The organism is Neorhizobium sp. CSC1952 (genome assembly GCF_030378245.1).
Classification (GTDB): Bacteria; Pseudomonadota; Alphaproteobacteria; order Rhizobiales; family Rhizobiaceae; genus Neorhizobium; species Neorhizobium oryzae_A.
Map to the genome: position 1 here is coordinate 2,918,133 of NZ_CP128416.1, position 21,224 is coordinate 2,939,356.

Genomic DNA, 21,224 nt, shown 5'->3' on the forward strand with positions numbered 1-21,224 from the left:
GTCAGCTCGCCTTTTTCTGCGGAGCAGCGGTCTTACGCGATGCCGCGCGGGTGGTCTTCTTCGCGGCCGTCTTCTTGCGGTTTGCGTTCCGGGGAGCGGCGGTGCCGGCGCTCTGGCGGAGGGCGTCGAGCAGGTTCGAAACCTTCTTCGGCTCGGGCGTCGGCTTCTTCTTGAGCTTGCGGCCCTCGATCTTCGCCCGGATCAGTTCGGCAAGCGCCGCCTCGTAACGGTCGTCGAATTCCGTCGGGTCGAATTCGCCGCGCTTGGTATCGATGATGTGCCTTGCCAGATCGAGCATCTCGCCCTCGATCTTGAAGTCCTTGATGTCGGAAAAGATCTCCTTGGCCGGCCGCACCTCGTAGTCGTAGTTCAAGGTGCTGGCGACCAGCCCGTCCTCGCTCGGCCGGATGAGCAGCGTGCGAAGCCGCCGGAACAGGACGGTGCGGGCGAGGGCCGCGACATTCTTCTCCTTCAGCCCCATGCGGATGAGGCCGAAGATTTCCGCCGACGGCTTGTCCACCGGCGCAAGATAGTAGGGGCGGTCGAGATAGATCGTGTCGACCCCGTTGCAGGGGATGAAGGTTTCGAGCTCCAGCGTCTTGTCGCTCTCCGGCACCGCCGCCTTGATCTCGTCCGGTTCGAGGATGACGTATTCGCCGCTGGAGACCTCGTATCCCTTGACGATATCGTCGTTGTCCACCGGTTTGCCGGTATCGGCGTCGACCATCTGGCGGTGGACCCGGTGGCCCGTATCGCGGTTGATGATGTGGAAGCTGACGCGGTCGGACGTGGAGGCGGCGGTATAGAGTCCCACCTGGCAGCTCAGCTCTCCGACCTTGAGATAACCTTTCCAGTTCGCACGCGGTGCCACGATCATAACTCCGTGAAAGTGTTATCAACAGGGCTGCCGGCCGCTTTGTTCCGTCACGAACATGAACAGGCCGTTCATCTCGGCGGAACCAAATGCGCAAGGCGTGCGTTTGCCACCGAAAATTCCCGCCCATGGAAGATTCGGAGAGGTAGGCAACGGTGTCTGAATCACAGTTGAATGGTGATCCTGCACGTGCGGATATAGTGAGGCTCATTCCGGCTCTCCGCGCATTTGCCCGCACCTTCTGCCGCAATCCCGTCGACGCGGACGATCTGGTGCAGGAAACGCTGATGAAGGCGCTCGCCAACCTGGACAAGTTCGAGCCGGGCACCAAGCTGAAGAGCTGGCTCTTCACCATCATGCGAAACGCGTTCTACACGCGCGCCAAGGTGCTTGGCCGAGAGGCGCCGGGGATCGAGGAGAACGTCTCCGGCGATACGCCCGTGGCCGCGTCCCAGGAGACCGCGGCCAGGGCACGCGAAGTGCAGCGGGCGCTTCAGAAACTGCCGCCGCATTACCGCGAGGTGCTGACGCTCGTGGCGATCCTGGGCGAGAGCTACGAGACGGCGGCGGAGATCTGCGACTGCGCCGTCGGCACGGTGAAAAGCCGGCTGAACCGCGCACGGCATCAAATTCTGCAGGAATTGGGAGAAGACGTGAACTGAGCCATCGGTCAGGGGCGGCTCATGTTCATACTGGTGGAGGTCATCATGAAATTCACATTGATCGCGACGGCCGTCATTCTGGCGACCATCGCGCCGGTATTCCTTTTTATCTGATCCCGGTCGTTACCGGCGGTTCACGCGGGATCCTGATCCAGTTCCGGATAGTGCCGGAATATGCCCGACTCGTTGAAGGCGAGCCGGCGCTTTGACGTGAGATAGGCTTCGATATTCGGCCGCTGGCGCACCATGTCGCGGACCTTCGCGACATGCGGATAGTCCTTTGCGAAATTCTCCATGGCCCGCGGGAAGGCGTAGCTCAGCCCTTCGGCGAGCTGGAAGAGCGAGAGGTCCACGTAGCTCAGGCCGCCGCCGACCGCATGGCCGCCCTTCGCCGGGTTGGCCCCGATGATGCGGTCGAAATAGCCCATGAACTTCGGCACCCGGTGCTTCAGAAAGGCCTTGGTACGAGCCTTCGCCTCATCCTTCTGATCCTCGTAATAGTCGTCCGTGCTGATCGGGTGGTGCGTGTCGTGCACTTCCGCGACGAAATCGGTAATCGTGAGCTGCAGCCCGTGGGCGAGGATGCGGGACTTCTCGTCCTTCGGCACGAGGCCCAGCTTCGGCCCCAGATAATGCAGGATGTTGGCCACATGCGAGACGACGATGTCGCCGTCCCTCAGGAAGGGCGGGGCGAACGGCATGTGGTCGTAACCATGCCTGCCGCGCATGTAATCCAGCATCCTCTGCATGCCCTGTCCGTCGCGGGTGACGTCGAGATAATCGGCGCGGACCTCCTCCAGCGCCAGCCGCACGAATTCGCCGCGGCCTTGAATGCCGTCCCAATAATAGAGTTCGTAGGCCATGTTCACTCCAGAAATTCTGCGATCTTCTTCAAGTCATCCACGAAACGGGCGCGATTGAGCTCCGCATCGGGCTGGTTCAGCGTCCTCAGCAGCGCCGAGGGTGGATCGTCACCAGCACCGGCAGCCCGTCCGGCGATTGTAGAATGGTGCCGCGGTCGCGCGTCACCTTCGCCTGCCGGCCGAGCAGAGAATAGAGGCCGGTCGCGCCGAGCGCCACCGTGAGCTTCGGCCTGACGAGGCGCAGCTCCGCCGCCAGCCACCAGGCGCAGGCCTGCACCTCGCCGGCATTGGGCTTGGAATGGATGCGGCGCTTGCCGCGCGGGGTGAACTTGAAATGCTTCACCGCATTGGTGACGTAACAGAGACCGCGGTCGACGCCGGCTTCCTCCAGGCAGCGGTCGAGCAGCCTGCCCGCGGGACCGACGAAAGGCCTGCCGGCAAGGTCTTCCTTGTCGCCCGGCTGCTCGCCCACGAAGAGCACCTTCGCCTTGGCGGGTCCCTCGCCGAACACGAGATGGGTGGCGTTCCTATAGAGATCGCAGCGGGTGCAGCCTTCCGCCTGCTCCCTGACCTCCGGCAACTTCCCGCCCTCGGCGCCCGGTGTCTCGAAGGCCGGGCCTTTGCGCGCCGTCAGCATGATCGAACTCCTTGCAGAAACATCAAAACCGGCTTGACCAGGGGACGGTTCCGCTAAATTTTGCGGGACGGGAACCCGCGTTGGAACTTTTGTGCGAAGCTCGTGTTGAAGGCGCGGGGGGACGCAGGGTTCAAGCGGGCCTGAAATTCCGAGCCGAAACGGGGGCATCCTTATGGCCATAAAGATCACGGCAATCCTTTTCACGCTGATCGGACTTGCATTGGCGGTCGGCGGCGGCCAGTTGCTGCTGCTCGGCGGCAGCGCCTATTATCTCGTCTGCGGTCTGGGTTTCATCCTTACCGCCATCCTGCTTTTCCTCGGAAGGGCCATGGCGCTCAGGGTCTATGCGGTCCTCGTGCTCGCGTCGCTCGTCTGGGCGATCTGGGAAGTCGGCTTCGACTGGTGGCAGCTCGGCCCGCGCGGCGGCCTGATCATCATTCTCGGCCTCTGGCTGCTGACGCCCTGGATCCGCAGGCCGCTCGGCTTTTCGAGCCCGACGGGCGCGCGCTACGGCGCGGCCGCCACGCCGCTCGCGCTCTCCGTGGTCATCGCCATCGCGGTCGCGATCTTCTCCATGTTCATGGATCCCTACGACAAGAGCGGCGCGCTGCCGGAACAGTCGGTCGCCGCCGCGCCGCCCATGGGCGGCAACGTGCCTCCCGGCGAATGGCATCAATACGGCCGCACGCCCTACGGCCAGCGCTACTCGCCGCTCGACCAGATCAATGTCGAGAACGTCGCCAACCTCACCGAAGTATGGCGCTACCAGACCGGCGACGTGAAGCGGCCGGACGATGTCGGCGAAACCACCTATCAGGTGACGCCGCTGAAGGTCGGCAATTCGCTCTATCTCTGCACGCCGCACAATCTCGCCATCGCTCTCGATGCGACCACCGGCCAGGAGAAGTGGAAATACGACCCGAATTCCGGCATGAATCCGGACCGGCAGCACCAGACCTGCCGCGGCGTCAGCTATTACAAGGATCCGGCGGCGGCTGCCGGCACGCCCTGTTCCGAACGCGTCTACCTGCCGACCTCGGATGCGCGGCTGATCGCGCTCGACGCGGCGAACGGCGAGGTCTGCACCTCCTTTGCCGATCAGGGCACGCTGCACCTCGAAACCGGCATGAAGTACAATCCGGCCGGCTACTATTACTCGACCTCGCCGCCGGCCATCGCCGGCAACAAGATCGTCATCGGCGGGGCCGTGAACGACAACTATTCGACGCAGGAACAGTCGGGCGTCATCCGCGCCTATGATGTGAATACCGGGCAGCTCATCTGGAACTGGGATTCCGGCAATCCGACGCAAACCCAGCCGATCCAGCCCGGCCAGACCTATACGACGAACTCGCCGAACAGCTGGTCGGTCTTCAGCGTCGACGAAGAACTGGGGCTCGTCTACATCCCCCTCGGCAACCAGGTGCCGGACCAGCTGGGCATGGGCCGCAGCGAGAGCGTCGAGAAATATTCCTCGTCGATCGTCGCGCTCGACCTCAATACGGGCGCCGACCGCTGGGTGCGCCAGACCGTGCATCACGACCTGTGGGACATGGACGTGCCGGCGCAGCCCGTGCTCCTCGACATCTCCAGGCCGGACAACACCGTAGTTCCCGCGCTGGTCGGGCCGACCAAGCAGGGCGACATCTACGTGCTCGACCGGCGCACCGGCGAACCGATCATCCCGGTAACGGAGGAACCGGCGCCGGGAGGCGCGATCCCGGAGGATTTCACCGCCCCCACGCAGCCGACCTCGGCGCTCACCTTCAAGCCGAAGCCGCTGGAAGAAAAGGACATGTGGGGCATCACCATGTTCGACCAGATGGTCTGCCGCATCTGGTTCCATCAGCACAACTACCAGGGCCGCTACACGCCGCCGTCGCTTAAGGGCACGATCGTCTATCCCGGCAATTTCGGCACCTTCAACTGGGGCAGCGTGGCGGTCGATCCGGAACGGCAGGTGATGTTCGGCATGCCGACCTATCTCGCCTTCACCTCGCGGCTCGTGCCCCGTTCCGAAATTCCGCCGAAGGGCCAGGACGAAAAGGGCAGCGAACAGGGTCTCAACCGCAACGACGGTGCGCCCTACGGCGTCTATATGGGGCCGTTCCTGGGGCCGCTGCAGATCCCCTGCCAGGCGCCGCCATGGGGTTATGTCGCCGGCGCCGACCTCAGGACCGGCGAGATCGCCTACATGCACCGCAACGGAACCGTCTACGACATGACGCCGCTGCCGCTGCCCTTCAAGGTCGGCGTGCCCGGCATCGGCGGGCCGATGATCACCAAGGGGGGCGTGGCCTTCCTCGGTGCCGCGGTCGACGACTATCTGCGCGCCTACAACCTCACCACCGGCCAGGAACTCTGGAAGGCGCGGCTTCCGGCCGGCGGTCAGGCGACGCCGATGACCTATGCGGTCGAAGACGGCCGGCAATTCGTGGTGATGGTGGCGGGCGGCCACGGTTCCGTCGGCACCAAGCCCGGAGATTACGTGATCGCCTACGCCCTGCCGCGGTGACCTCTTTGGAAAGAAAGGCGATCGCCTGCGCGCGATTGCTCTTCACCCTATGAGGAGCCGAGCGGATTCGGTTTGCCCCCTTCTCCCCAGCGGGGAGAAGGGCCGAGCAAAGCGAGGCGATGAGGGGGTGCGCACGCGGCAAACGCCGTGCTGGATTTTGGCTGCGCCCCCCTCATCCGGTCCTTCGGACCACCTTCTACCCGCCGGGGAGAAGGGAAGCCGCTGCCGCCTCATCATTCCACGGAAGCCTGTTCCGCTCATAGGTAATTGCCCTGTCGCAGGCGGGGGAGGGAATGCGCGATTGCCCTGCCTTCAAGAGAGGCAGCAGGTCATAATGGCCTTGGTCCGCCGTTGAAGAAAGACGGCGCGGTGTGGCGGATTTCGTTGCGGACCGCCGTGACGCCGGCGACGCCGCGGGCCACTTCCTCGGCCCGTCCGATTTCCTCCGGCACCTGGACGGCGCCCGAGAGGGTGACCTCACCGCCTTTGACGGTCACCGTCACGTCGCTGGCATCGACGCCGCCGGCGGAGGCGAGCGCATCGGAAACGGCGCTTTCCAGCGTCGCGCGGGGCGGGAATTCCGCCTCCACCTCGGCGGGCGTCTCATGAAAATGCTGGTGCTTGAAGACCATTGATCGTTCTCCCGGTTTCATACGGGAGAACAACGCCCGGTCACCGGCTTTGGTTCAAGCGCCGGCGAGTGCCGCGACGATGACGTCCTGAAGCTGGCTCTGCGAGAAAGGCTTCGGCAGGCGCGGCAGGCGGTTGTCGCCGCCGGAGGGCAGTTCCGCGTAGCCCGTCGCAAGCACCACGGGGAGGTCCGGCCATTCCTTGCGGATGGCGGCGGCGAGTTCGGAGCCGGTCATGCGGGGCATGGAATGGTCGGTGATGACGAGATCGACCCGATGCGTGCCGCCCTTGAGCTCCCTCAGGGCGTCGGCGCCGCTATAGGCTTCGATCACGGTGTGGCCGAGATCCTCGAGCATGAGCGTCGTGTTCATCAGCACCAGGGCATCGTCGTCGACCGCGAGGATCGTGAGATGTTCGTTCGGCGCCGCTGCAGGTAAGGGCGCGGTCCGCTCCGGAGACTGCGGGCAGTCGTCTGCGTCGGCGGCGGGCAGAAAGAGCGAAACCGTCGTGCCCTTGCCCTTCTCGCTTTCGATCACCAGCTTGCCGCCCGATTGTTCGGTCAGGCCCTGGACCATGGAAAGGCCGAGCCCGGTTCCCTTGCCGACGCCCTTGGTGGTGAAGAAGGGGGCCGTCGCGCGCGCAAGCGTCTCCTCGTCCATGCCTTCGCCGGTATCGGAGACCGAAAGCCGCACGTAACGGCCGGGCTTCAGCTTTTCCGTCCCTTCTTCGGCCACATATTCCTCCGCGCCGACGGTGATCAGGCCGCCGTTCGTCATCGCGTCGCGGGCATTGACGACGAGGTTGAGGAGCGCCGTTTCGAGCTGCACGGGATCGGTGACGACCGAGGGGAGGCCATCGGGGAACCGGGTCTCTATGCGGGTCTCGCCGCCGAGGGAGCGCCGCACGAAATCCATCATGCCGTTGATGAGCGTCGCCGTATCGACCGCCTGCATGTTGAGTTCCTGGCGACGGGAGAAGGCCAGCATGCGCTGGGTCAAGGCCGCGCCGCGCTCGGCGCCCTGGATGGCGTTGTCGAGCAGCGGGACCAGTGCCGGATCGTTCGGGAGGCGTTTCTTCAGGATTTCCAGGCTGCCGAGGATCGCCATCAGCAGGTTGTTGAAATCATGCGCGATGCCGCCGGTAAGCTGCCCGATCGCTTCCATCTTCTGGGCCTGGAAAAGCTCCTCGCGGGCCTGGGCGAGCGCCTTCTGGGCCTCGACCTTTTCGGTGATGTCGCGGGTGATCTTGGCAAAGCCCAGGATTTCGCCGTCGTCGTTGCGGATGGCGTCGACGATCACATGCGCCCAGAACCGGGTGCCGTCCTTGCGCTGGCGCCAGCCTTCCCGCTCGAAACGTCCCTCGCGTCTGGCCGTCTCGAGGCTCCGCTGCGGTTCCCCACGCTCGCGATCCTCCTGCGTATAGAACTGTGAAAAATGTTTTCCGACGATTTCGTCGGCGCTGTATCCCTTGATACGTTCGGCGCCGATGTTCCAGTTGCTGACATAACCCTCGGGATCGAGCATATAGAGCGCATAGTCGGTGACGCCCTGCACCAGGAGCTGGAATTTCTGTTCGCTTCGCCGGAGATCCGCTTCCGCCTGCTTCCGTTCCGTCAGGTCACGGGTGACCTTGGCGAAACCGAGAAGCTCACCCGACCGGCCCCAGATCGGATCGATGACGACATGCGCCAGAAAGCGGCTGCCGTCCTTGCGGACATGCCAGCCTTCGCTTTCGAAACGGCCTTCGGTCGCGGCGGCCTGCAGCGCGCGCTCCGGCACCCGGGCCAACCGGTCCTCGTCCGTGTAGAAGCGGGAGAAATGCTCGCCCAGGATTTCCCAGGCTTCATAGCCCTTGAAACGGCGGGCTCCAGGGTTCCAGCTCGCAACCCTGCCGTCGGTGTCGAGCATGTAGATGGCGTAATCCGTAATGGCGTCTATGAGGAGGCGATAGCGCTCCTCGTCCAGTAACGAAGCGTCGTAACTTTGCGGCATGCTCATCAAATGTCCCCAGGCCCGCGGTCTGCGCGGCTCAACGCGCCCTAACGTGTGGTGTCGGTTTTGGTTCCTCCTGTTAGCCGATTTTTATCCCCTCCGCGGGAATTAATGGCCGCCCCGATTGACAGAAAGCGACTTCTTGTTTACGACTGACGAAAAATGAAAATCGTCACATGTAAAATGAAAGCCGTCAGCCCTATGGACGCAAGCGATCAGGCCCTGGAGACGACGAAGCAGGAGAACGTCAACCGCATCCTCGATGCGGCCGAGCGCCTCTTCAAGCACTACGGCTATACCAAGACGAATGTCGCAGACATCGCCCGCGAGCTCGGCATGTCGCCGGCCAATATCTACCGCTTCTTCTCGTCGAAGGCGGATATCCATCAGGCGCTGGCGAACCGCATGCTCGAAGGAAGCTACCAGGTGGCGTTCGCCAATGCGAAGCGGCCGGTGAGCGCCACGGAACGGCTGCGCGACCACGTGCTGCAGCAGCACCGCATCACGCTCGAGACCATGCTGGACGAGAAGAAGGTCCACGAGATGGTCGTCATCGCCATCGAGCAGCAATGGCCGGTGATAGAGCAGTTTCTGGACCGTATCCGGCTGCTGGTGGCCGACATCATCCGGGAAGGTATCGAGGCGGGGGAATTCCGCGATCAGGATCCCCAGCTGGCGGCGGAAAACTTCATGTCGTGCATGGTGAAGCTGTGCCATCCGATGCTGATTGCCGACTGTCTGAACGATACGCGCATAGGCCAGCCGGAAGACCTGGTCGAATTCGGCTTGCGTGCCCTGAAATAGCTTTGAAACAACGCGGGCGCGACGAGCGCCTTTGATCGAAAACCCGCCATCGGGAGTGCGGAACATGTTTTTCGTGAAGACCAGACGTGACGTCTCGTTTCTCATCAAGGGGCTTGCCGTTGCGGCCGCGCTCGGCGCGCTGACGGCCTGCTCGGAGGAGAAGGCGGCCGAAGCTCCGGAGGCCGTCCGGCCGGTCAAGGTGACGGAGATCGCCGCGGCCGACCAGGGCCGCAAGCTCGAATATTCCGGTTCCGTCCGCGCCCGCACCGAGATGAATCTCGGTTTCCGCGTCAGTGGCAAGATCACCGAGCGGCTCGTGGATATCGGCGAGCGCGTCGCGCCGGGAGACGTGCTGGCGCGGCTCGATGCCGTCGATTACCAGCTCGCCGTCCGCCGCGCCGAGGCCGATCTCGCGGCAGCGCAGAAGCAGGCGGAAATCACCGAGCTCGCCAAGCGCCGCGCCGAATCCCTCAATGCCAAGAACGTCGCCTCCCGATCCGAACTGGAACAGGCGACGCTCGCCTACGATCAGGCCGTTTCCGCCCGCCAGTCCGCCGTCTCCGCGCTGGAACAGGCCCGCAACCAGGTCGCCTACGCCGAACTGAAGTCGGACCAGAACGGCATCGTCACCGCCGTCAGCGCCGATATCGGCCAGGTGGTGAGCGCCGGCACCCCGGTCCTTTCCGTCGCCGTCGACGGGGAGAAGGAAGTGCAGATCGCCGTTCCGGAAATGGACGTCGCCCAGTTCAAGCCGGGCAAGACGGTCAAGGCGCGCTTCTGGTCGGCCACCGATCTTACGCTCGACGGCAAGGTCCGCGAAGTCGCGGGCAGCGCCGATCCGCAGTCTCGCACTTTCGCCGTCCGCGTCAGCCTGCCCGAAGACGGCCGCGTGCTTCTCGGCATGACCGCCACGATCGAAGCCGTGGAGGACAATGCCGTGCCGACCTGGTCCATTCCGCTCGCCGCGCTCGCCAAGAACGGCGACCAGCCGGTCGTCTGGGTCGTCGACCGCGAGAAGGGCACCGTCGGCTCGCGCGCAGTCAAGGTCGCCGATTTTTCCGATAACGGCGTGCGCATCGCCGAAGGCCTGGCCGAAGGCGACCTCGTCGTCTCGGCCGGCACGCAGTTCATGAAGGAAGAGATGAAGGTGAAGCTGCCGGAAACCGTCGCCTCACGCTTCGGTAATGTCAGCAGCACCAGCACTGCTTCCGTCACGCCCTGATCACCGGCTTAAAGGACACGACCATGAGCTCCTCCCATCAGGCCGATCCTTCTGACAAGGCCCGGTTCAACCTGTCCCGCTGGGCGATCGGCCATCCGAGCATCGCACGCTTCCTCTTCGGCCTCATCATCGTCATGGGCGTCCTCGGCGTCATGAACATGGGCCAGAAGGAAGACCCGGATTTCACCTTCCGCGTCATGGTCGTGCAGACCGTCTGGCCCGGCGCCTCGATCGCCGATATGCAGGACCAGGTGGTCAACAAGATCGAGCGCAAGCTGCAGGAAACGCCGCATCTCGACTGGGTCAAGTCCTATACCCGCGCCGGCTTTGCGATCACGCAGGTCCAGATCAAGGGCGACACCAATGCCGACGAGGTGGCGGACGCCTTCTACCAGGTGCGCAAGAAGATCGGCGACATCCAGCAGGACCTGCCTTCCGGCCTGCTCGGCCCCTATTTCAACGACGAGTTCGGCGACACTTATATCACGCTGCATTCGATCAGCGGCGAGGGCTACAGCTATCCCGAGCTCAAGCAGTTCGCGATCCAGGCCCGCGACATGCTGCTCGCCACGCCGGGCGTCGAAAAGGCCGTCATCCTCGGCGACCAGCCGCAGAGGATATTCATCGACGTCTCCTCCAAGGCGCTTGCCGAGCGCGGCCTCACCGTCCTCAACATCCGCGATGCGCTTGCCGGCCAGAACAATGTCGATCCGGCCGGCAGCGTCGAGACGGCCGACCGCTCGGTGCGCATCTCGGTCGAAGGCGGCATCACCACGCCGGAGGATATCCGGGAGCTCCGCCTTCGCGCCGGCAACCAGGTGATCCGGCTCGGCGATATCGCCACCGTGACGGAAGGTCTCGAAGACCCCTTCCAGCGCAAGTTCCGCTTCAACGGCCACGACAGCGTCCAGGTCGGCGTCGTCATGGCTCCGGGCTTCAAGGTCACCGATGTCGGCCACGATATCGAGAATACCTATCACCGTTTCGAAGAGACGCTGCCGGTCGGCGTCTCCGTCGAGCAGATCTCCAACCAGCCGGAAGTCGTCACCGAAGCGGTCGGCGAATTCACCAAGGCGCTGATGGAGGCGCTGGTCATCGTGCTGATCGTCTCGCTGATCTCGATCGGCTGGCGTTCCGGCATCGTGATCGCGATCGCCATCCCGCTCGTGCTCGCGGCGACGCTGGCGATCATGTACTATATCGGCATCGAGCTGCAGCGCATCTCGCTCGGCGCGCTGATCATCGCGCTCGGGCTTCTCGTCGACGACGCGATGATCGTGGTCGAGATGATGGAGCGCAAGCTGGAAGAGGGGCTGCACCGTATCGACGCGGCGACCTTCGCCTATTCCTCCACCGCCTTCCCGATGCTCACCGGCACGCTGATCACCACCGCCGGCTTCATTCCGGTCGGCTTTGCCGAATCCACCGCCGGCGAATATGTCCGCTCGCTGTTCTTCGTGGTGGGCATTGCGCTCGTCACCTCATGGTTCGTGGCGGTCTATTTCACGCCCTGGCTCGGCTACATGCTCCTGAAGCAGCGGGCCCATGCCGGCACGCATCACGACGCCTACGACACCCGCTTCTACCATCGCCTGCGCAGCACGGTCGGCTGGGCGGTCAGGCACCGGATCATCGTGCTGGTGATGACGCTCGCGGTTTTCGCCGGCAGCCTCTGGTCCTTCCAGTTCATCCCGCAGAGCTTCTTCCCGCAATCGTCCCGGCCGGAAATCCTGGTCGACATGTGGCTGCCGGAAGGCACGGCGATCGGGGAAGTCGAGCGCCAGGCCAAGGCTCTCGAACAGAGAATCCTGCCCGACCAGGACAAAGCCTACGTCGCCACCTATATCGGCGAGGGGGCTCCGCGCTTCTTCCTGCCGCTCGACCAGCAACTCCGCAACCCGAATTATGCGCAGCTCCTCGTCATGTCGAAGGATGTCGAGGCCCGCGAACGGCTGATCGTCAAGCTTCGGGATATCCTCGCGAAGGATTTCCCGACGGTCCGCGGCAAGGTCGACCGCCTCTTCCTCGGCCCGCCGACCGGCTGGGCGGTACAGATGCGCGTCACCGGTCCCGACAAGGCGGAGGTCCGCCGCATCGCCGACCAGGTCAAGGAACGCTATTACAAGGAACCGCTGTTCGGTTCGATCCACGACGACTGGATGGAGCCGGTGCCGGCCATGCAGCTGGTCATCGACCAGGACCGTGCCCGGGCGCTCGGCGTTTCCTCGCAGCGCGTCCGCCAGATGCTGCAGGCGGCGGTTTCCGGCGCGCCGATCAACGACTTCCGCAACGGCGAGGAGACCGTCTCGATCGTCGTCCGCGAGCCGGATGCCACCCGCAGCCTGCTTTCGGCCGTGCAGTCGGTCTATGTCCCGACGGATTTCGGCGGCTTCGTGCCGGTCTCGCAGATCGCCAGGGTCGTGCCGGTCCTCGAACAGGGCATCGAATGGCGCCGCAACCGCCTGCCGACCATCACCGTCAAGGCGACGCTGCCGGACGGGATCGAGCCGACGCAGATGGCGCTCAACTTCTACAACTCGATCGCCGACCTGCGCGCCGATTTGCCGGCCGGCTACACCATCGAAATCCAGGGCGGCGCCGAGGATTCGGCCGAAAGCCAGGCTTCGATCGCCGCGAAAGTGCCGATCATGCTGCTGATCATCCTGGCGCTGCTGATGGTCCAGCTGCAGCATTTCGGCAAGGCCATGCTGGTGCTCGCGACCGGCCCGCTCGGGATCATCGGCGCGGCCATGGCGCTCCTCATCACCGGGGCTCCGTTCGGCTTCGTGGCGATCCTCGGCGTCATCGCGCTGCTCGGCATCATCATCCGCAACTCGATCATCCTCATCGACCAGATCGACCAGGACATCGCCGCCGGCATGGCGCGCTCGGAAGCGATCGTCGGCGCGGCCGTGCGGCGTTTCCGTCCGATCGTGCTGACTGCCGTCACCGCCGTGCTGGCGCTGATCCCGATCTCGCGGGAAGGTTTCTGGGGGCCGCTCGCCTATGCCATGATGGGCGGCATCCTGGTCGCGACGGTGCTTACCATCCTCGTGCTGCCGGCCGGTTATGCGCTCTTCTTCGGCCGCGAACGGAAGAAGGATGAGGACGAGGGCCAGCCCGCCAATCAAGGCGACCTGTTCGAAAGCCGTGAAACACCCCTACCCATGGCTGCCGAATAACGTCGCGTGCCTTCCTCCGGGGCCAAACCCCGGAGGAAGGCATTCTGGTTCTTGCGGATCGCCTCGAAGATGTAATCCGTCACCATGCGCACCCGCGGGATCTGGACGAGATCGCGGTGGCAGACCAGCCAGTAGTTCCGCCTGAGTTCAACCTCCTCCGGCAGCACGATCCGCAGGTCGGGATAGGAGCGGGCGATGAAATGCGGCAGCACGCAAAGGCCGAGCCCGTTCAGCGTCGCTGTGAGCTGCGCGAAGATGCTCGAGCTCTGGAAGCGGGCCTTGATGCCCGGATGGACATCTCCGAGATAATCCAGCCCCGGCACGAAGATCATGTCCTCGATATAGCCGATGAAGGGATGATCGAGCAGGTCCTGCCGGTTGCGGATCGGGGCGGCCTTGGAAAGATAGGATTTCACGCCGTAGACATTCAGGCTGTAGTCGGTGAGTTTCTCCGTCAGATACGGCCCGTCCTTCGGCGGATCGAGCGAGACGGCGATATCCGCCTCCTTGCGCGACAGCGACATGATCTGCTGGATCGTCACCAGTTCCAGCGTGATGTTCGGGTGGCTGTCCCAGAAACTCCTGATCTTGTCGGCGAAGAAGAAGTTGGCGAACCCTTCCGGCGTGCTGAGCCGGACGACGCCGCGCTGCGCCGTCGTGCCGGAGGTGATCTCCGCCTGCAGCCGGTCCGCCTCCGCCTCGATCCTTTCCGCCGCCTCGATGAAGCGCTGGCCCATGCCGGTCAGAACGTAGCCGCGCGGATTGCGTTCGAAGAGCTTCACCTTGAGGGCGAATTCCAGCCGGTCGATGCGGCGCGACACCGTCGCATGGCTGGTGCGCAACTGCCGGGCCGCGGTGGACAACTGCCCGGTGCGGGCGACGGCGAGGAAATATTGCAGGTCGTCCCAGGTGAAATTCGGATTGCCGCTCAAGATGTTCTCGTCTGTTCAAAAACGCACAGATGCTGTTTGCAATTAATTGCGCTTCCCTGCTTGCGTCAACGGCGGATTTAAAGAACCATGCATGCCGGATCGGCCGCTTTGAGGAGGGCGGCTCACCAATTTTGAACAGAAACTTCGGGAAAATCTCCGGATACTTTCTCTGGGAGGAGAAATCATGCGCAAGACACTTCTGACATCGCTGGCGGTTCTCTTTGCAACCACCGGGCTTACGGGCGGCATGGCGTTCGCGCAGAGTGCGTCCGACGGCAAGGTCAAGATCGGCATCCTGAACGACCAGTCCGGCGTCTATGCGGATTTCGGCGGCAAGTCGTCGGTCGAGGCCGCCAAGATGGCGGTCGAGGATTTCGGCGGCAAGGTTCTCGGCGTTCCGGTCGAGATCGTCGATGCCGACCACCAGAACAAGCCGGATATCGCCTCAAACATCGCCCGCCAGTGGTACGATACCGAGCAGGTCGACGCGATCATGGAGCTGACGACCTCATCCGTTGCGCTGGCGGTGCAGGCGATCGCCAAGGAAAAGAAGAGGATCGACATCGTCACCGGCGCCGCCACGACGGACCTGACGGGCAAGCAGTGCTCCCCCTACGGCTTCCACTGGGCCTATGACACCCATGCGCTGGCGGTCGGCACCGGCGGCGCGCTCGTCAAGCAGGGCGGCGACAGCTGGTTCTTCCTGACGGCGGACTATGCCTTCGGCTATTCGCTGGAGCAGCAGACGAGCGATTTCGTCAAGGCGAGCGGCGGTACGGTCGTCGGCTCGGTGCGCCATCCGCTGTCGACCACCGATTTCTCGTCCTTCCTGCTGCAGGCGCAGTCTTCCGGCGCCAAGGTGATCGGCCTTGCCAATGCCGGCCTCGACACATCCAACGCCATCAAGCAGGCGGCGGAATTCGGCATCACCGCCGGCGGGCAGAACCTTGCGGCTCTCCTTTTCACGCTCGCGGAAGTGCACGGCCTCGGCCTCGAAGCGGCGCAGGGCCTGACACTGACGGAAGGCTATTACTGGAACCTCGACGACCAGAGCCGGGAATTCGCGAAAAAATTCTTCACCCGCACGAACAAGATGCCGAACATGATCCATACCGGCACCTATTCCGCCGTGCTGCAATATCTGAAGGCGATCCAGAAGGCCGGCACCGACGAGACGGAAGCCGTCGCCAAGGCGCTGCACGAGATGCCGGTGGACGACTTCTTCGCCCGCGGCGGCACGGTGGCGGCGAACGGCCGGATGATCCACGACATGTACCTGCTGCAGGTCAAGAAGCCGGCCGACAGCAAGGAGCCGTGGGATTATTTCAACGTGCTCGCCACCATTCCGGGCAAGGAGGCCTATATGGATCCCGCCAAGAGCGGCTGCGATCTGGTGAAGTAATGGCGGTCTCCGCGACAGCAATGCTTGAAGAGCCGCGGGTGGTGCTTTCCGCCCGCGGCCTCACCAAGCATTTCGGCGCCTTCGCGGCGGTGAAGAACGTCGACCTCGATATTCACCACGCGCGCGTCCATGCGCTGATCGGCCCGAATGGAGCAGGCAAGACGACCGTCTTCAACCTGCTCACCAAGTTCCTGCAGCCGACGGCCGGTTCCATCACGCTTCTGGGCACGGACATCACCAGAACGCCGCCGGACAAGGTGGCGCGCATGGGCCTGGTGCGCTCCTTCCAGATCTCCGCGGTCTTTCCGCATCTTTCTGTGCTCGACAATGTGCGCGTCGCGCTGCAGCGGCCGAACGGGCTTTCGACGCAGTTCTGGCTGCCCACCTCCGCACTCGACCGTCTGAATGCGCGCGCCGACGAGCTGATCGAGGCGGTCGGCCTGAAACGGGAGCGCAATGCGCTCGCCGCCGACCTTTCCTACGGCCGCAAGCGCGTGCTGGAGATCGCCACGACGCTGGCGCTCGATCCGAAAGTCCTGCTGCTCGACGAGCCGATGGCCGGCATGGGGCAGGAGGATATCGGCACCGTCTCCGGCATCATCCGCGAGGTCGCGAAGACCCGCGCGGTGCTGATGGTGGAGCACAATCTTTCCGTCGTCGCCAACATCTGCCACCATGTGACGGTGCTCCAGCGCGGCGAGATCCTCGCGGAAGGCGATTATGCCGCCGTCAGCCAGGACGAGCGCGTGCGGCTCGCCTATATGGGCTCGGAGGAGGCTTGAGATGGCGCCATTGCTGCAAGTCTCGAATTTGAATGCCTGGTATGGCGAAAGCCACGTGCTCCACGGCGTCGACATGACGGTGGGCGAGGGCGAGACGATCACCATTCTCGGCCGCAACGGCGTCGGCAAGACGACGACGCTCAGAACCATCGTCGGCATCATCCGCGAGCGGAAGGGCGAGATCCGCTTCGGCGGCAGGGATATGCTCGGCGTGCCGCTGCACAAGACGGCGCATGCGGGCATCGGCTTCGTGCCGGAGGAGCGCGGCATCTTCTCGACGCTCACCGTCGAAGAGAACCTGACGCTGCCGCCGGTCGTCGCCGAGGGCGGCATGTCGCTCGCCGAAATCTATGAGCTCTTTCCGAACCTCAGGGAACGCCGCTCCAGCCCCGGCACGAAGCTTTCCGGCGGCGAGCAGCAGATGCTGGCGATCGCCCGCATCCTGCGCACCGGCGTCAGGCTGCTGATCCTCGACGAACCTACGGAAGGCCTTGCTCCCGTCATCGTGCAGCGCATCGGCGAGGTGCTGAAGAAGCTGAAGGAGCGGGGCATGACGGTGCTTCTGGTGGAACAGAATTTCCGCTTCGCAAGCCGCATCGCCGACCGGTTCTATCTCATGGATCACGGCCGGATGGTCGCGGATTTCCCGGTCCGGGAACTGCCGGACCGGATGACCATGCTGCACAAGGTGTTGGGGGTGTAGGGATGGCTGAGATTTTGATCAAAACCCCTCCCCAACCCCTCCCCACAAGGGGGAGGGGCTTACCTTGCCGCACCGTCGGGGCCAGGCTTGCCGGAGAGGGTGCCGCGGGTTTTCTCCCCCCTCGTGGGGGAGATGGCCGGCAGGCCAGAGGGGGTGTTTCTCACTCAGTTGCTTTGGTCGGGAGCCCCACCCCATGACGATGATCTTCGGCATACCGCTGCAGGCTTTTCTCGGGCAGCTGCTGATCGGCCTGATCAACGGTTCCTTCTATGCGCTCCTGAGCCTCGGGCTCGCGGTCATCTTCGGCCTGCTGCGCGTCATCAACTTCGCCCACGGCGCGCAATACATGCTCGGCGCCTTCGCGGCGATGCTGATGCTGCAGTATTTCGGCATCAACTACTGGTTCGCGCTGGTGCTGGGGCCGCTGATCGTCGGCCTGTTCGGGGCGCTGATCGAAAGGACCATGCTGTCGCGCCTTTACAAGCTCGATCCGCTCTACGGCCTGCTCTTCACCTTCGGCCTTGCGCTGACGATCGAGGGCACGTTCCGCTATCTCTACGGCGCGGCCGGCCAGCCCTATTCGGTGCCGCCGCAGCTTGCCGGCGGGACGAACCTCGGCTTCATGTTCCTGCCCATCTATCGCGGCTGGGTGGTGGTCGTGTCGCTCATCGCCTGTATCGGCACGTGGCTCCTGATCGAGAAGACCAAGCTCGGCTCCTACCTGCGCGCCGCAACCGAGAACCCGGTTCTCGTACAGGCCTTCGGCGTCAACGTGCCGATGCTGCTCACGCTCACCTACGGCATCGGCGCGGGGCTGGCGGCCTTTGCCGGGGTGCTTGCCGCGCCCGTCTACCAGGTCTCGCCGCTGATGGGCTCGAACATCATCATCGTCGTCTTCGCCGTCGTCGTGGTCGGCGGCATGGGTTCGATCATGGGCGCCATCCTGACCGGCTACATGCTCGGCATCGCCGAGGGCCTGACCAAGGTGTTTTATCCGGAAGCCTCGAACATCGTGATCTTCGTCATCATGGCGATCGTGCTTCTCATCCGGCCGGCCGGCCTTTTCGGCCGAGATGCTTAGGAGAGGATGCGTGACATGACCGACATGAGCGATACCAGCGTCAAATCCCCTGCCGGGCAGCGCGCCGAACGGTCCGCCACCGCCTCGATGACCTATGCGGCCTTCCTGATCGCGGGCCTCGCCTTCCTCGTGGTGGCGCCGGCCTTCTTCTATCCGATCTTCCTGATGAAGCTGCTCTGCTTCGCACTCTTCGCCTGCGCCTTCAACCTGCTGCTCGGCTATACGGGGCTCTTGTCCTTCGGGCATGCGACCTTCTTTGGGGGCGCTGCCTATTTCACCGCCCATGCGGTGAAGGAATGGGGTTTTCCGCCGGAGCTCGGCGTCCTGACCGGCGTCGCCGGCGCGGCACTGCTCGGGCTCGTCATGGGCTATGTGGCGATCCGCCGGCAGGGCATCTATTTCGCGATGATCACGCTCGCTCTGTCGCAGATGTTCTTCTTCTTCTGCCTGCAGGCGGAGTTCACGCAAGGGGAGGACGGCATCCAGCAGGTGCCGCGCGGCCATCTCTTCGGCTTCGTCGATCTCAACAGCTCGACCAACATGTACTACTTCGTGCTGGCCGTGTTCGTGATCGGCATGGTGATCATCTGGCGGTTCATCAACTCGCCCTTTGGCATGATCCTGAAATCGATCCGCGAAAACGAGGCGCGCGCTATCTCGCTCGGTTATTCCGTGGCGCGCTACAAGCTCGGCGCCTTCGTCATGTCGGCGGCGCTGGCCGGGCTTGCGGGCGGCGTCAAGGCGCTGGTCTTCCAGTTCGCGACGCTGACGGACGTCGCCTGGCAGATGTCCGGCGAGGTGATCCTCATGACGCTGCTCGGCGGCATCGGCACGCTGATCGGCCCGATCTTCGGCGCCGGCCTGGTGGTGACGCTGCAGAATTATCTGGCGACCTCGGATTTCCCGGTGACGATCATCACGGGTGTCGTGTTCATGATCTGCGTGCTGGTCTTCCGGCGGGGCATCGTCGGGGAGTTCTATGCGTCGTGGATCGGGCGGAAGCTCGGGTTTGAATATCGGCGGTGAAAAATACCCCCTCTGGCCTGCCGGCCATCTCCCCCACAAGGGGGGAGAAGACCTGTGGCAACGTCTCGCCCTGCATTCGGCGGTCACGGCCAGGTTAAGCCCTCCCCCTTGTGGGGAGGGTGGGGAGGGGTCTTGATTTGCGGAGTAGCATACGGGAATGGAAAACTACGACTACATCGTCATCGGCGCAGGCAGCGCCGGATGCGTTTTGGCCAACCGGCTTTCGAAGGATCCGGGCAACCGCGTCCTCATCCTCGAAGCGGGCGGCAACGACAATTACCACTGGGTGCATATTCCCGTCGGCTATCTCTACTGCATCAACAATCCGCGCACCGACTGGTGCTTCACGACCGAAAAGGAAGAGGGCCTCAACGGCCGCGCGCTCTCCTATCCGCGCGGAAAGATCCTCGGCGGCTGTTCGTCGATCAACGGCATGATCTACATGCGCGGCCAGGCGCGCGACTACGATCTCTGGCGTCAGATGGGCTGCACCGGCTGGGGCTGGGACGACGTGCTGCCGATCTTCAAGAAGAGCCAGGATTTCTACAGGGGCGCCGACGACATGCATGGGGTGGGCGGCGAATGGCGCATCGAAAAGCAGCGTCTCCGCTGGGCCGTGCTCGAGAGCTTCCAGAAGGCGGCCGAGGAGGCCGGAATCCCGATCGTCGAGGATTTCAACCGCGGCAACAACGAAGGTTCCAGCTATTTCGACGTCAACCAGCGCTCCGGCACCCGCTGGAACGCCTCGAAGGCCTTCCTGCGTCCCGCGATGAAGCGGCCGAACCTCACCGTGCTGACCAAGGCGCATGTGCGGCGCCTCATCATCGAGAACGGCGAGGTGAAGGGGGTCGAATTCCAGCACGACGGCGTGACGAAGAAAGCTTATGCGCGGCGGGAAACCGTGCTCAGCGCCGGCGCGATCGGCACGCCGCACATCCTCGAACTCTCCGGCATCGGCCGCGGCGACGTGCTGCAGAACGCCGGCGTCGAGGTGGTCAAGGAGGTAAAAGGGGTTGGCGAGAACCTGCAGGATCACCTGCAGCTTCGGATGGTCTACAAGGTGACCGGCGTGCCGACGCTGAACGAGAAGGCTTCCAGCCTGATCGGCAAGGCGGCGATCGGGCTGGAATATGCCTTCCGTCGCTCCGGGCCGATGTCCATGGCGCCGAGCCAGCTCGGCATCTTCACCAAATCCGGCCCCGACAAGGAAACCCCGGACCTCGAATATCACGTCCAGCCCGTATCGCTCGACAGGTTCGGCGAGCCGGTGCACGCGTTTCCGGCCATGACCGCGAGCGTGTGCAATCTCAGGCCCGAAAGCCGCGGTTCGGTGCATCTGAAGAGCCCGGATTTCGCCACAGCGCCCGGCATTCATCCGAACTATCTCTCGACCCCCGGCGACCGTGACGTGGCGGTCAGATCGATCCGCATCACCCGCGAGATCGTCAGGAAGCCGGCGTTCGCGCGCTATCACCCGGAGGAGTACAAGCCCGGCTCGTCCTTCGAAACCGACGAAGATCTGGAGAAGGCGGCGGGCGATATCGGCACGACGATCTTCCACCCGGTCGGCACGGCCCGCATGGGCGCCGATCCGGAGAGCGTCGTCGATCCGCGGCTGAAAATGCGGGCGCTCGGACGGTTGCGTATCGCCGATGCGTCGATCATGCCCAATATTACCTCCGGCAACACCAATTCGCCGACGATCATGATCGCGGAGAAAGCGGCGGAGATGATCCTGGCGGACAACAGGTAGGATAGGACGTCGGATGTAGAGGTTTGGGCGGCGCGGTCTCTCCTTCTCCCCAGCGGGGAGAAGGTGGCCCGAAGGGTCGGATGAGGGGGCGAGCCCTCGGCGGTCTCGAAATGAGCGTTTTACCGTGCGGCCCCCTCATCGCCTCGCATCCGCTCGGCACTTCTC

General features: G+C 63.9%; 16 protein-coding genes and 1 pseudogene. 11 read left to right on the plus strand and 6 right to left on the minus strand.

Features of this window, described 5'->3' with window-relative positions; translation table 11 throughout:
• Nucleotide 1 precedes the first annotated feature (1 nt).
• Nucleotides 2-874 carry a Ku protein gene (locus QTA58_RS14165; RefSeq protein WP_200814039.1) on the minus strand — a complete coding sequence of 291 codons (873 nt, stop codon included), beginning with the start codon at nucleotides 872-874 and terminating at the stop codon, nucleotides 2-4.
• Between the two features lie 200 nt (nucleotides 875-1,074).
• Here QTA58_RS14165 and QTA58_RS14170 point away from each other — a divergent pair, with 200 nt between their 5' ends.
• A complete protein-coding gene (locus tag QTA58_RS14170; protein WP_289669339.1) occupies nucleotides 1,075-1,536 on the plus strand; it encodes a sigma-70 family RNA polymerase sigma factor in 462 nt (153 codons plus the stop codon).
• Nucleotides 1,537-1,670: 134 nt separating this feature from the next.
• On the opposite strand, the gene QTA58_RS14175 is transcribed toward QTA58_RS14170, so the two are convergent.
• Both QTA58_RS14175 and QTA58_RS14180 read right to left on the minus strand, forming a co-directional pair.
• Nucleotides 1,671-2,399 carry a glutathione S-transferase gene (locus QTA58_RS14175; protein WP_289669340.1) on the minus strand — a complete coding sequence of 243 codons (729 nt, stop codon included), beginning with the start codon at nucleotides 2,397-2,399 and terminating at the stop codon, nucleotides 1,671-1,673.
• A gap of 2 nt (nucleotides 2,400-2,401) precedes the next feature.
• Nucleotides 2,402-3,036: pseudogene (locus QTA58_RS14180) on the minus strand (UdgX family uracil-DNA binding protein).
• A 172-nt stretch (nucleotides 3,037-3,208) separates the two neighbouring features.
• Between QTA58_RS14180 and QTA58_RS14185 the strand changes: the two are divergent.
• Entirely contained in the window at nucleotides 3,209-5,551 is a 2,343-nt protein-coding gene (locus tag QTA58_RS14185) for a glucose/quinate/shikimate family membrane-bound PQQ-dependent dehydrogenase (RefSeq protein ID WP_289669341.1), read from the plus strand.
• Between the two features lie 329 nt (nucleotides 5,552-5,880).
• On the opposite strand, the gene QTA58_RS14190 is transcribed toward QTA58_RS14185, so the two are convergent.
• On the minus strand, nucleotides 5,881-6,183 hold the full coding sequence (locus tag QTA58_RS14190) for a BON domain-containing protein (protein WP_085420377.1): 303 nt from the start codon (nucleotides 6,181-6,183) through the stop codon (nucleotides 5,881-5,883).
• A gap of 54 nt (nucleotides 6,184-6,237) precedes the next feature.
• Nucleotides 6,238-8,178 carry a PAS domain-containing sensor histidine kinase gene (locus QTA58_RS14195; protein WP_289669342.1) on the minus strand — a complete coding sequence of 647 codons (1,941 nt, stop codon included), beginning with the start codon at nucleotides 8,176-8,178 and terminating at the stop codon, nucleotides 6,238-6,240.
• Between the two features lie 195 nt (nucleotides 8,179-8,373).
• Between QTA58_RS14195 and QTA58_RS14200 the strand changes: the two genes are divergently transcribed.
• The 3 genes from QTA58_RS14200 (at nucleotide 8,374) to QTA58_RS14210 (ending at nucleotide 13,380) form a co-directional block, all read left to right on the plus strand.
• Nucleotides 8,374-8,976, plus strand: a complete 603-nt coding sequence (locus tag QTA58_RS14200) for a TetR family transcriptional regulator (protein ID WP_085420375.1) — start codon at nucleotides 8,374-8,376, stop codon at nucleotides 8,974-8,976.
• 64 nt (nucleotides 8,977-9,040) lie between these two features.
• Entirely contained in the window at nucleotides 9,041-10,198 is a 1,158-nt protein-coding gene (locus QTA58_RS14205; RefSeq protein WP_085420374.1) for an efflux RND transporter periplasmic adaptor subunit, read from the plus strand.
• A gap of 23 nt (nucleotides 10,199-10,221) precedes the next feature.
• Nucleotides 10,222-13,380 (plus strand): efflux RND transporter permease subunit, encoded by a 3,159-nt coding sequence (locus QTA58_RS14210; protein WP_289669343.1) that lies wholly within the window; start codon nucleotides 10,222-10,224, stop codon nucleotides 13,378-13,380.
• On the opposite strand, the gene QTA58_RS14215 is transcribed toward QTA58_RS14210, so the two are convergent.
• Nucleotides 13,326-14,312 carry a LysR family transcriptional regulator gene (locus QTA58_RS14215; protein ID WP_085420372.1) on the minus strand — a complete coding sequence of 329 codons (987 nt, stop codon included), beginning with the start codon at nucleotides 14,310-14,312 and terminating at the stop codon, nucleotides 13,326-13,328. The genes QTA58_RS14210 and QTA58_RS14215 overlap by 55 nt on opposite strands.
• Nucleotides 14,313-14,496: 184 nt before the next feature.
• Here QTA58_RS14215 and QTA58_RS14220 point away from each other — a divergent pair, with 184 nt between their 5' ends.
• From QTA58_RS14220 to QTA58_RS14245, 6 genes are all read left to right on the plus strand, one after another.
• On the plus strand, nucleotides 14,497-15,714 hold the full coding sequence (locus tag QTA58_RS14220; RefSeq protein ID WP_289669344.1) for an ABC transporter substrate-binding protein: 1,218 nt from the start codon (nucleotides 14,497-14,499) through the stop codon (nucleotides 15,712-15,714).
• A complete protein-coding gene (locus QTA58_RS14225; RefSeq protein WP_289669345.1) occupies nucleotides 15,714-16,496 on the plus strand; it encodes an ABC transporter ATP-binding protein in 783 nt (260 codons plus the stop codon). The genes QTA58_RS14220 and QTA58_RS14225 overlap by 1 nt, the downstream gene beginning before the upstream one ends.
• 1 nt (nucleotide 16,497) lies before the next feature.
• A complete protein-coding gene (locus QTA58_RS14230) occupies nucleotides 16,498-17,199 on the plus strand; it encodes an ABC transporter ATP-binding protein (protein ID WP_289669346.1) in 702 nt (233 codons plus the stop codon).
• A gap of 193 nt (nucleotides 17,200-17,392) precedes the next feature.
• The gene (locus tag QTA58_RS14235; RefSeq protein ID WP_289669347.1) at nucleotides 17,393-18,280 is read left to right on the plus strand and encodes a branched-chain amino acid ABC transporter permease; all 888 of its coding nucleotides are present in this window, start codon (nucleotides 17,393-17,395) and stop codon (nucleotides 18,278-18,280) included.
• Nucleotides 18,281-18,295: 15 nt separating this feature from the next.
• Nucleotides 18,296-19,306: a branched-chain amino acid ABC transporter permease gene (locus tag QTA58_RS14240; protein WP_289669348.1), complete on the plus strand. Its 1,011-nt coding sequence runs from the start codon at nucleotides 18,296-18,298 to the stop codon at nucleotides 19,304-19,306.
• A 157-nt stretch (nucleotides 19,307-19,463) separates the two neighbouring features.
• The gene (locus QTA58_RS14245; RefSeq protein ID WP_289669349.1) at nucleotides 19,464-21,059 is read left to right on the plus strand and encodes a GMC family oxidoreductase; all 1,596 of its coding nucleotides are present in this window, start codon (nucleotides 19,464-19,466) and stop codon (nucleotides 21,057-21,059) included.
• Nucleotides 21,060-21,224 lie beyond the last annotated feature (165 nt).

What these genes read in the sequence shown, in the direction of transcription:
- QTA58_RS14175 (WP_289669340.1), bottom strand. Translation starts at nt 2,399, where the DNA reads ATGGCCTACGAACTCTATTATTGGGACGGCATTCAAGGCCGCGGCGAA.
- QTA58_RS14185 (WP_289669341.1), top strand. Translation starts at nt 3,209, where the DNA reads ATGGCCATAAAGATCACGGCAATCCTTTTCACGCTGATCGGACTTGCA.
- QTA58_RS14190 (WP_085420377.1), bottom strand. Translation starts at nt 6,183, where the DNA reads ATGGTCTTCAAGCACCAGCATTTTCATGAGACGCCCGCCGAGGTGGAG.
- QTA58_RS14195 (WP_289669342.1), bottom strand. Translation starts at nt 8,178, where the DNA reads ATGAGCATGCCGCAAAGTTACGACGCTTCGTTACTGGACGAGGAGCGC.
- QTA58_RS14200 (WP_085420375.1), top strand. Translation starts at nt 8,374, where the DNA reads ATGGACGCAAGCGATCAGGCCCTGGAGACGACGAAGCAGGAGAACGTC.
- QTA58_RS14205 (WP_085420374.1), top strand. Translation starts at nt 9,041, where the DNA reads ATGTTTTTCGTGAAGACCAGACGTGACGTCTCGTTTCTCATCAAGGGG.
- QTA58_RS14210 (WP_289669343.1), top strand. Translation starts at nt 10,222, where the DNA reads ATGAGCTCCTCCCATCAGGCCGATCCTTCTGACAAGGCCCGGTTCAAC.
- QTA58_RS14220 (WP_289669344.1), top strand. Translation starts at nt 14,497, where the DNA reads ATGCGCAAGACACTTCTGACATCGCTGGCGGTTCTCTTTGCAACCACC.
- QTA58_RS14225 (WP_289669345.1), top strand. Translation starts at nt 15,714, where the DNA reads ATGGCGGTCTCCGCGACAGCAATGCTTGAAGAGCCGCGGGTGGTGCTT.
- QTA58_RS14230 (WP_289669346.1), top strand. Translation starts at nt 16,498, where the DNA reads ATGGCGCCATTGCTGCAAGTCTCGAATTTGAATGCCTGGTATGGCGAA.
- QTA58_RS14235 (WP_289669347.1), top strand. Translation starts at nt 17,393, where the DNA reads ATGACGATGATCTTCGGCATACCGCTGCAGGCTTTTCTCGGGCAGCTG.
- QTA58_RS14240 (WP_289669348.1), top strand. Translation starts at nt 18,296, where the DNA reads ATGACCGACATGAGCGATACCAGCGTCAAATCCCCTGCCGGGCAGCGC.
- QTA58_RS14245 (WP_289669349.1), top strand. Translation starts at nt 19,464, where the DNA reads ATGGAAAACTACGACTACATCGTCATCGGCGCAGGCAGCGCCGGATGC.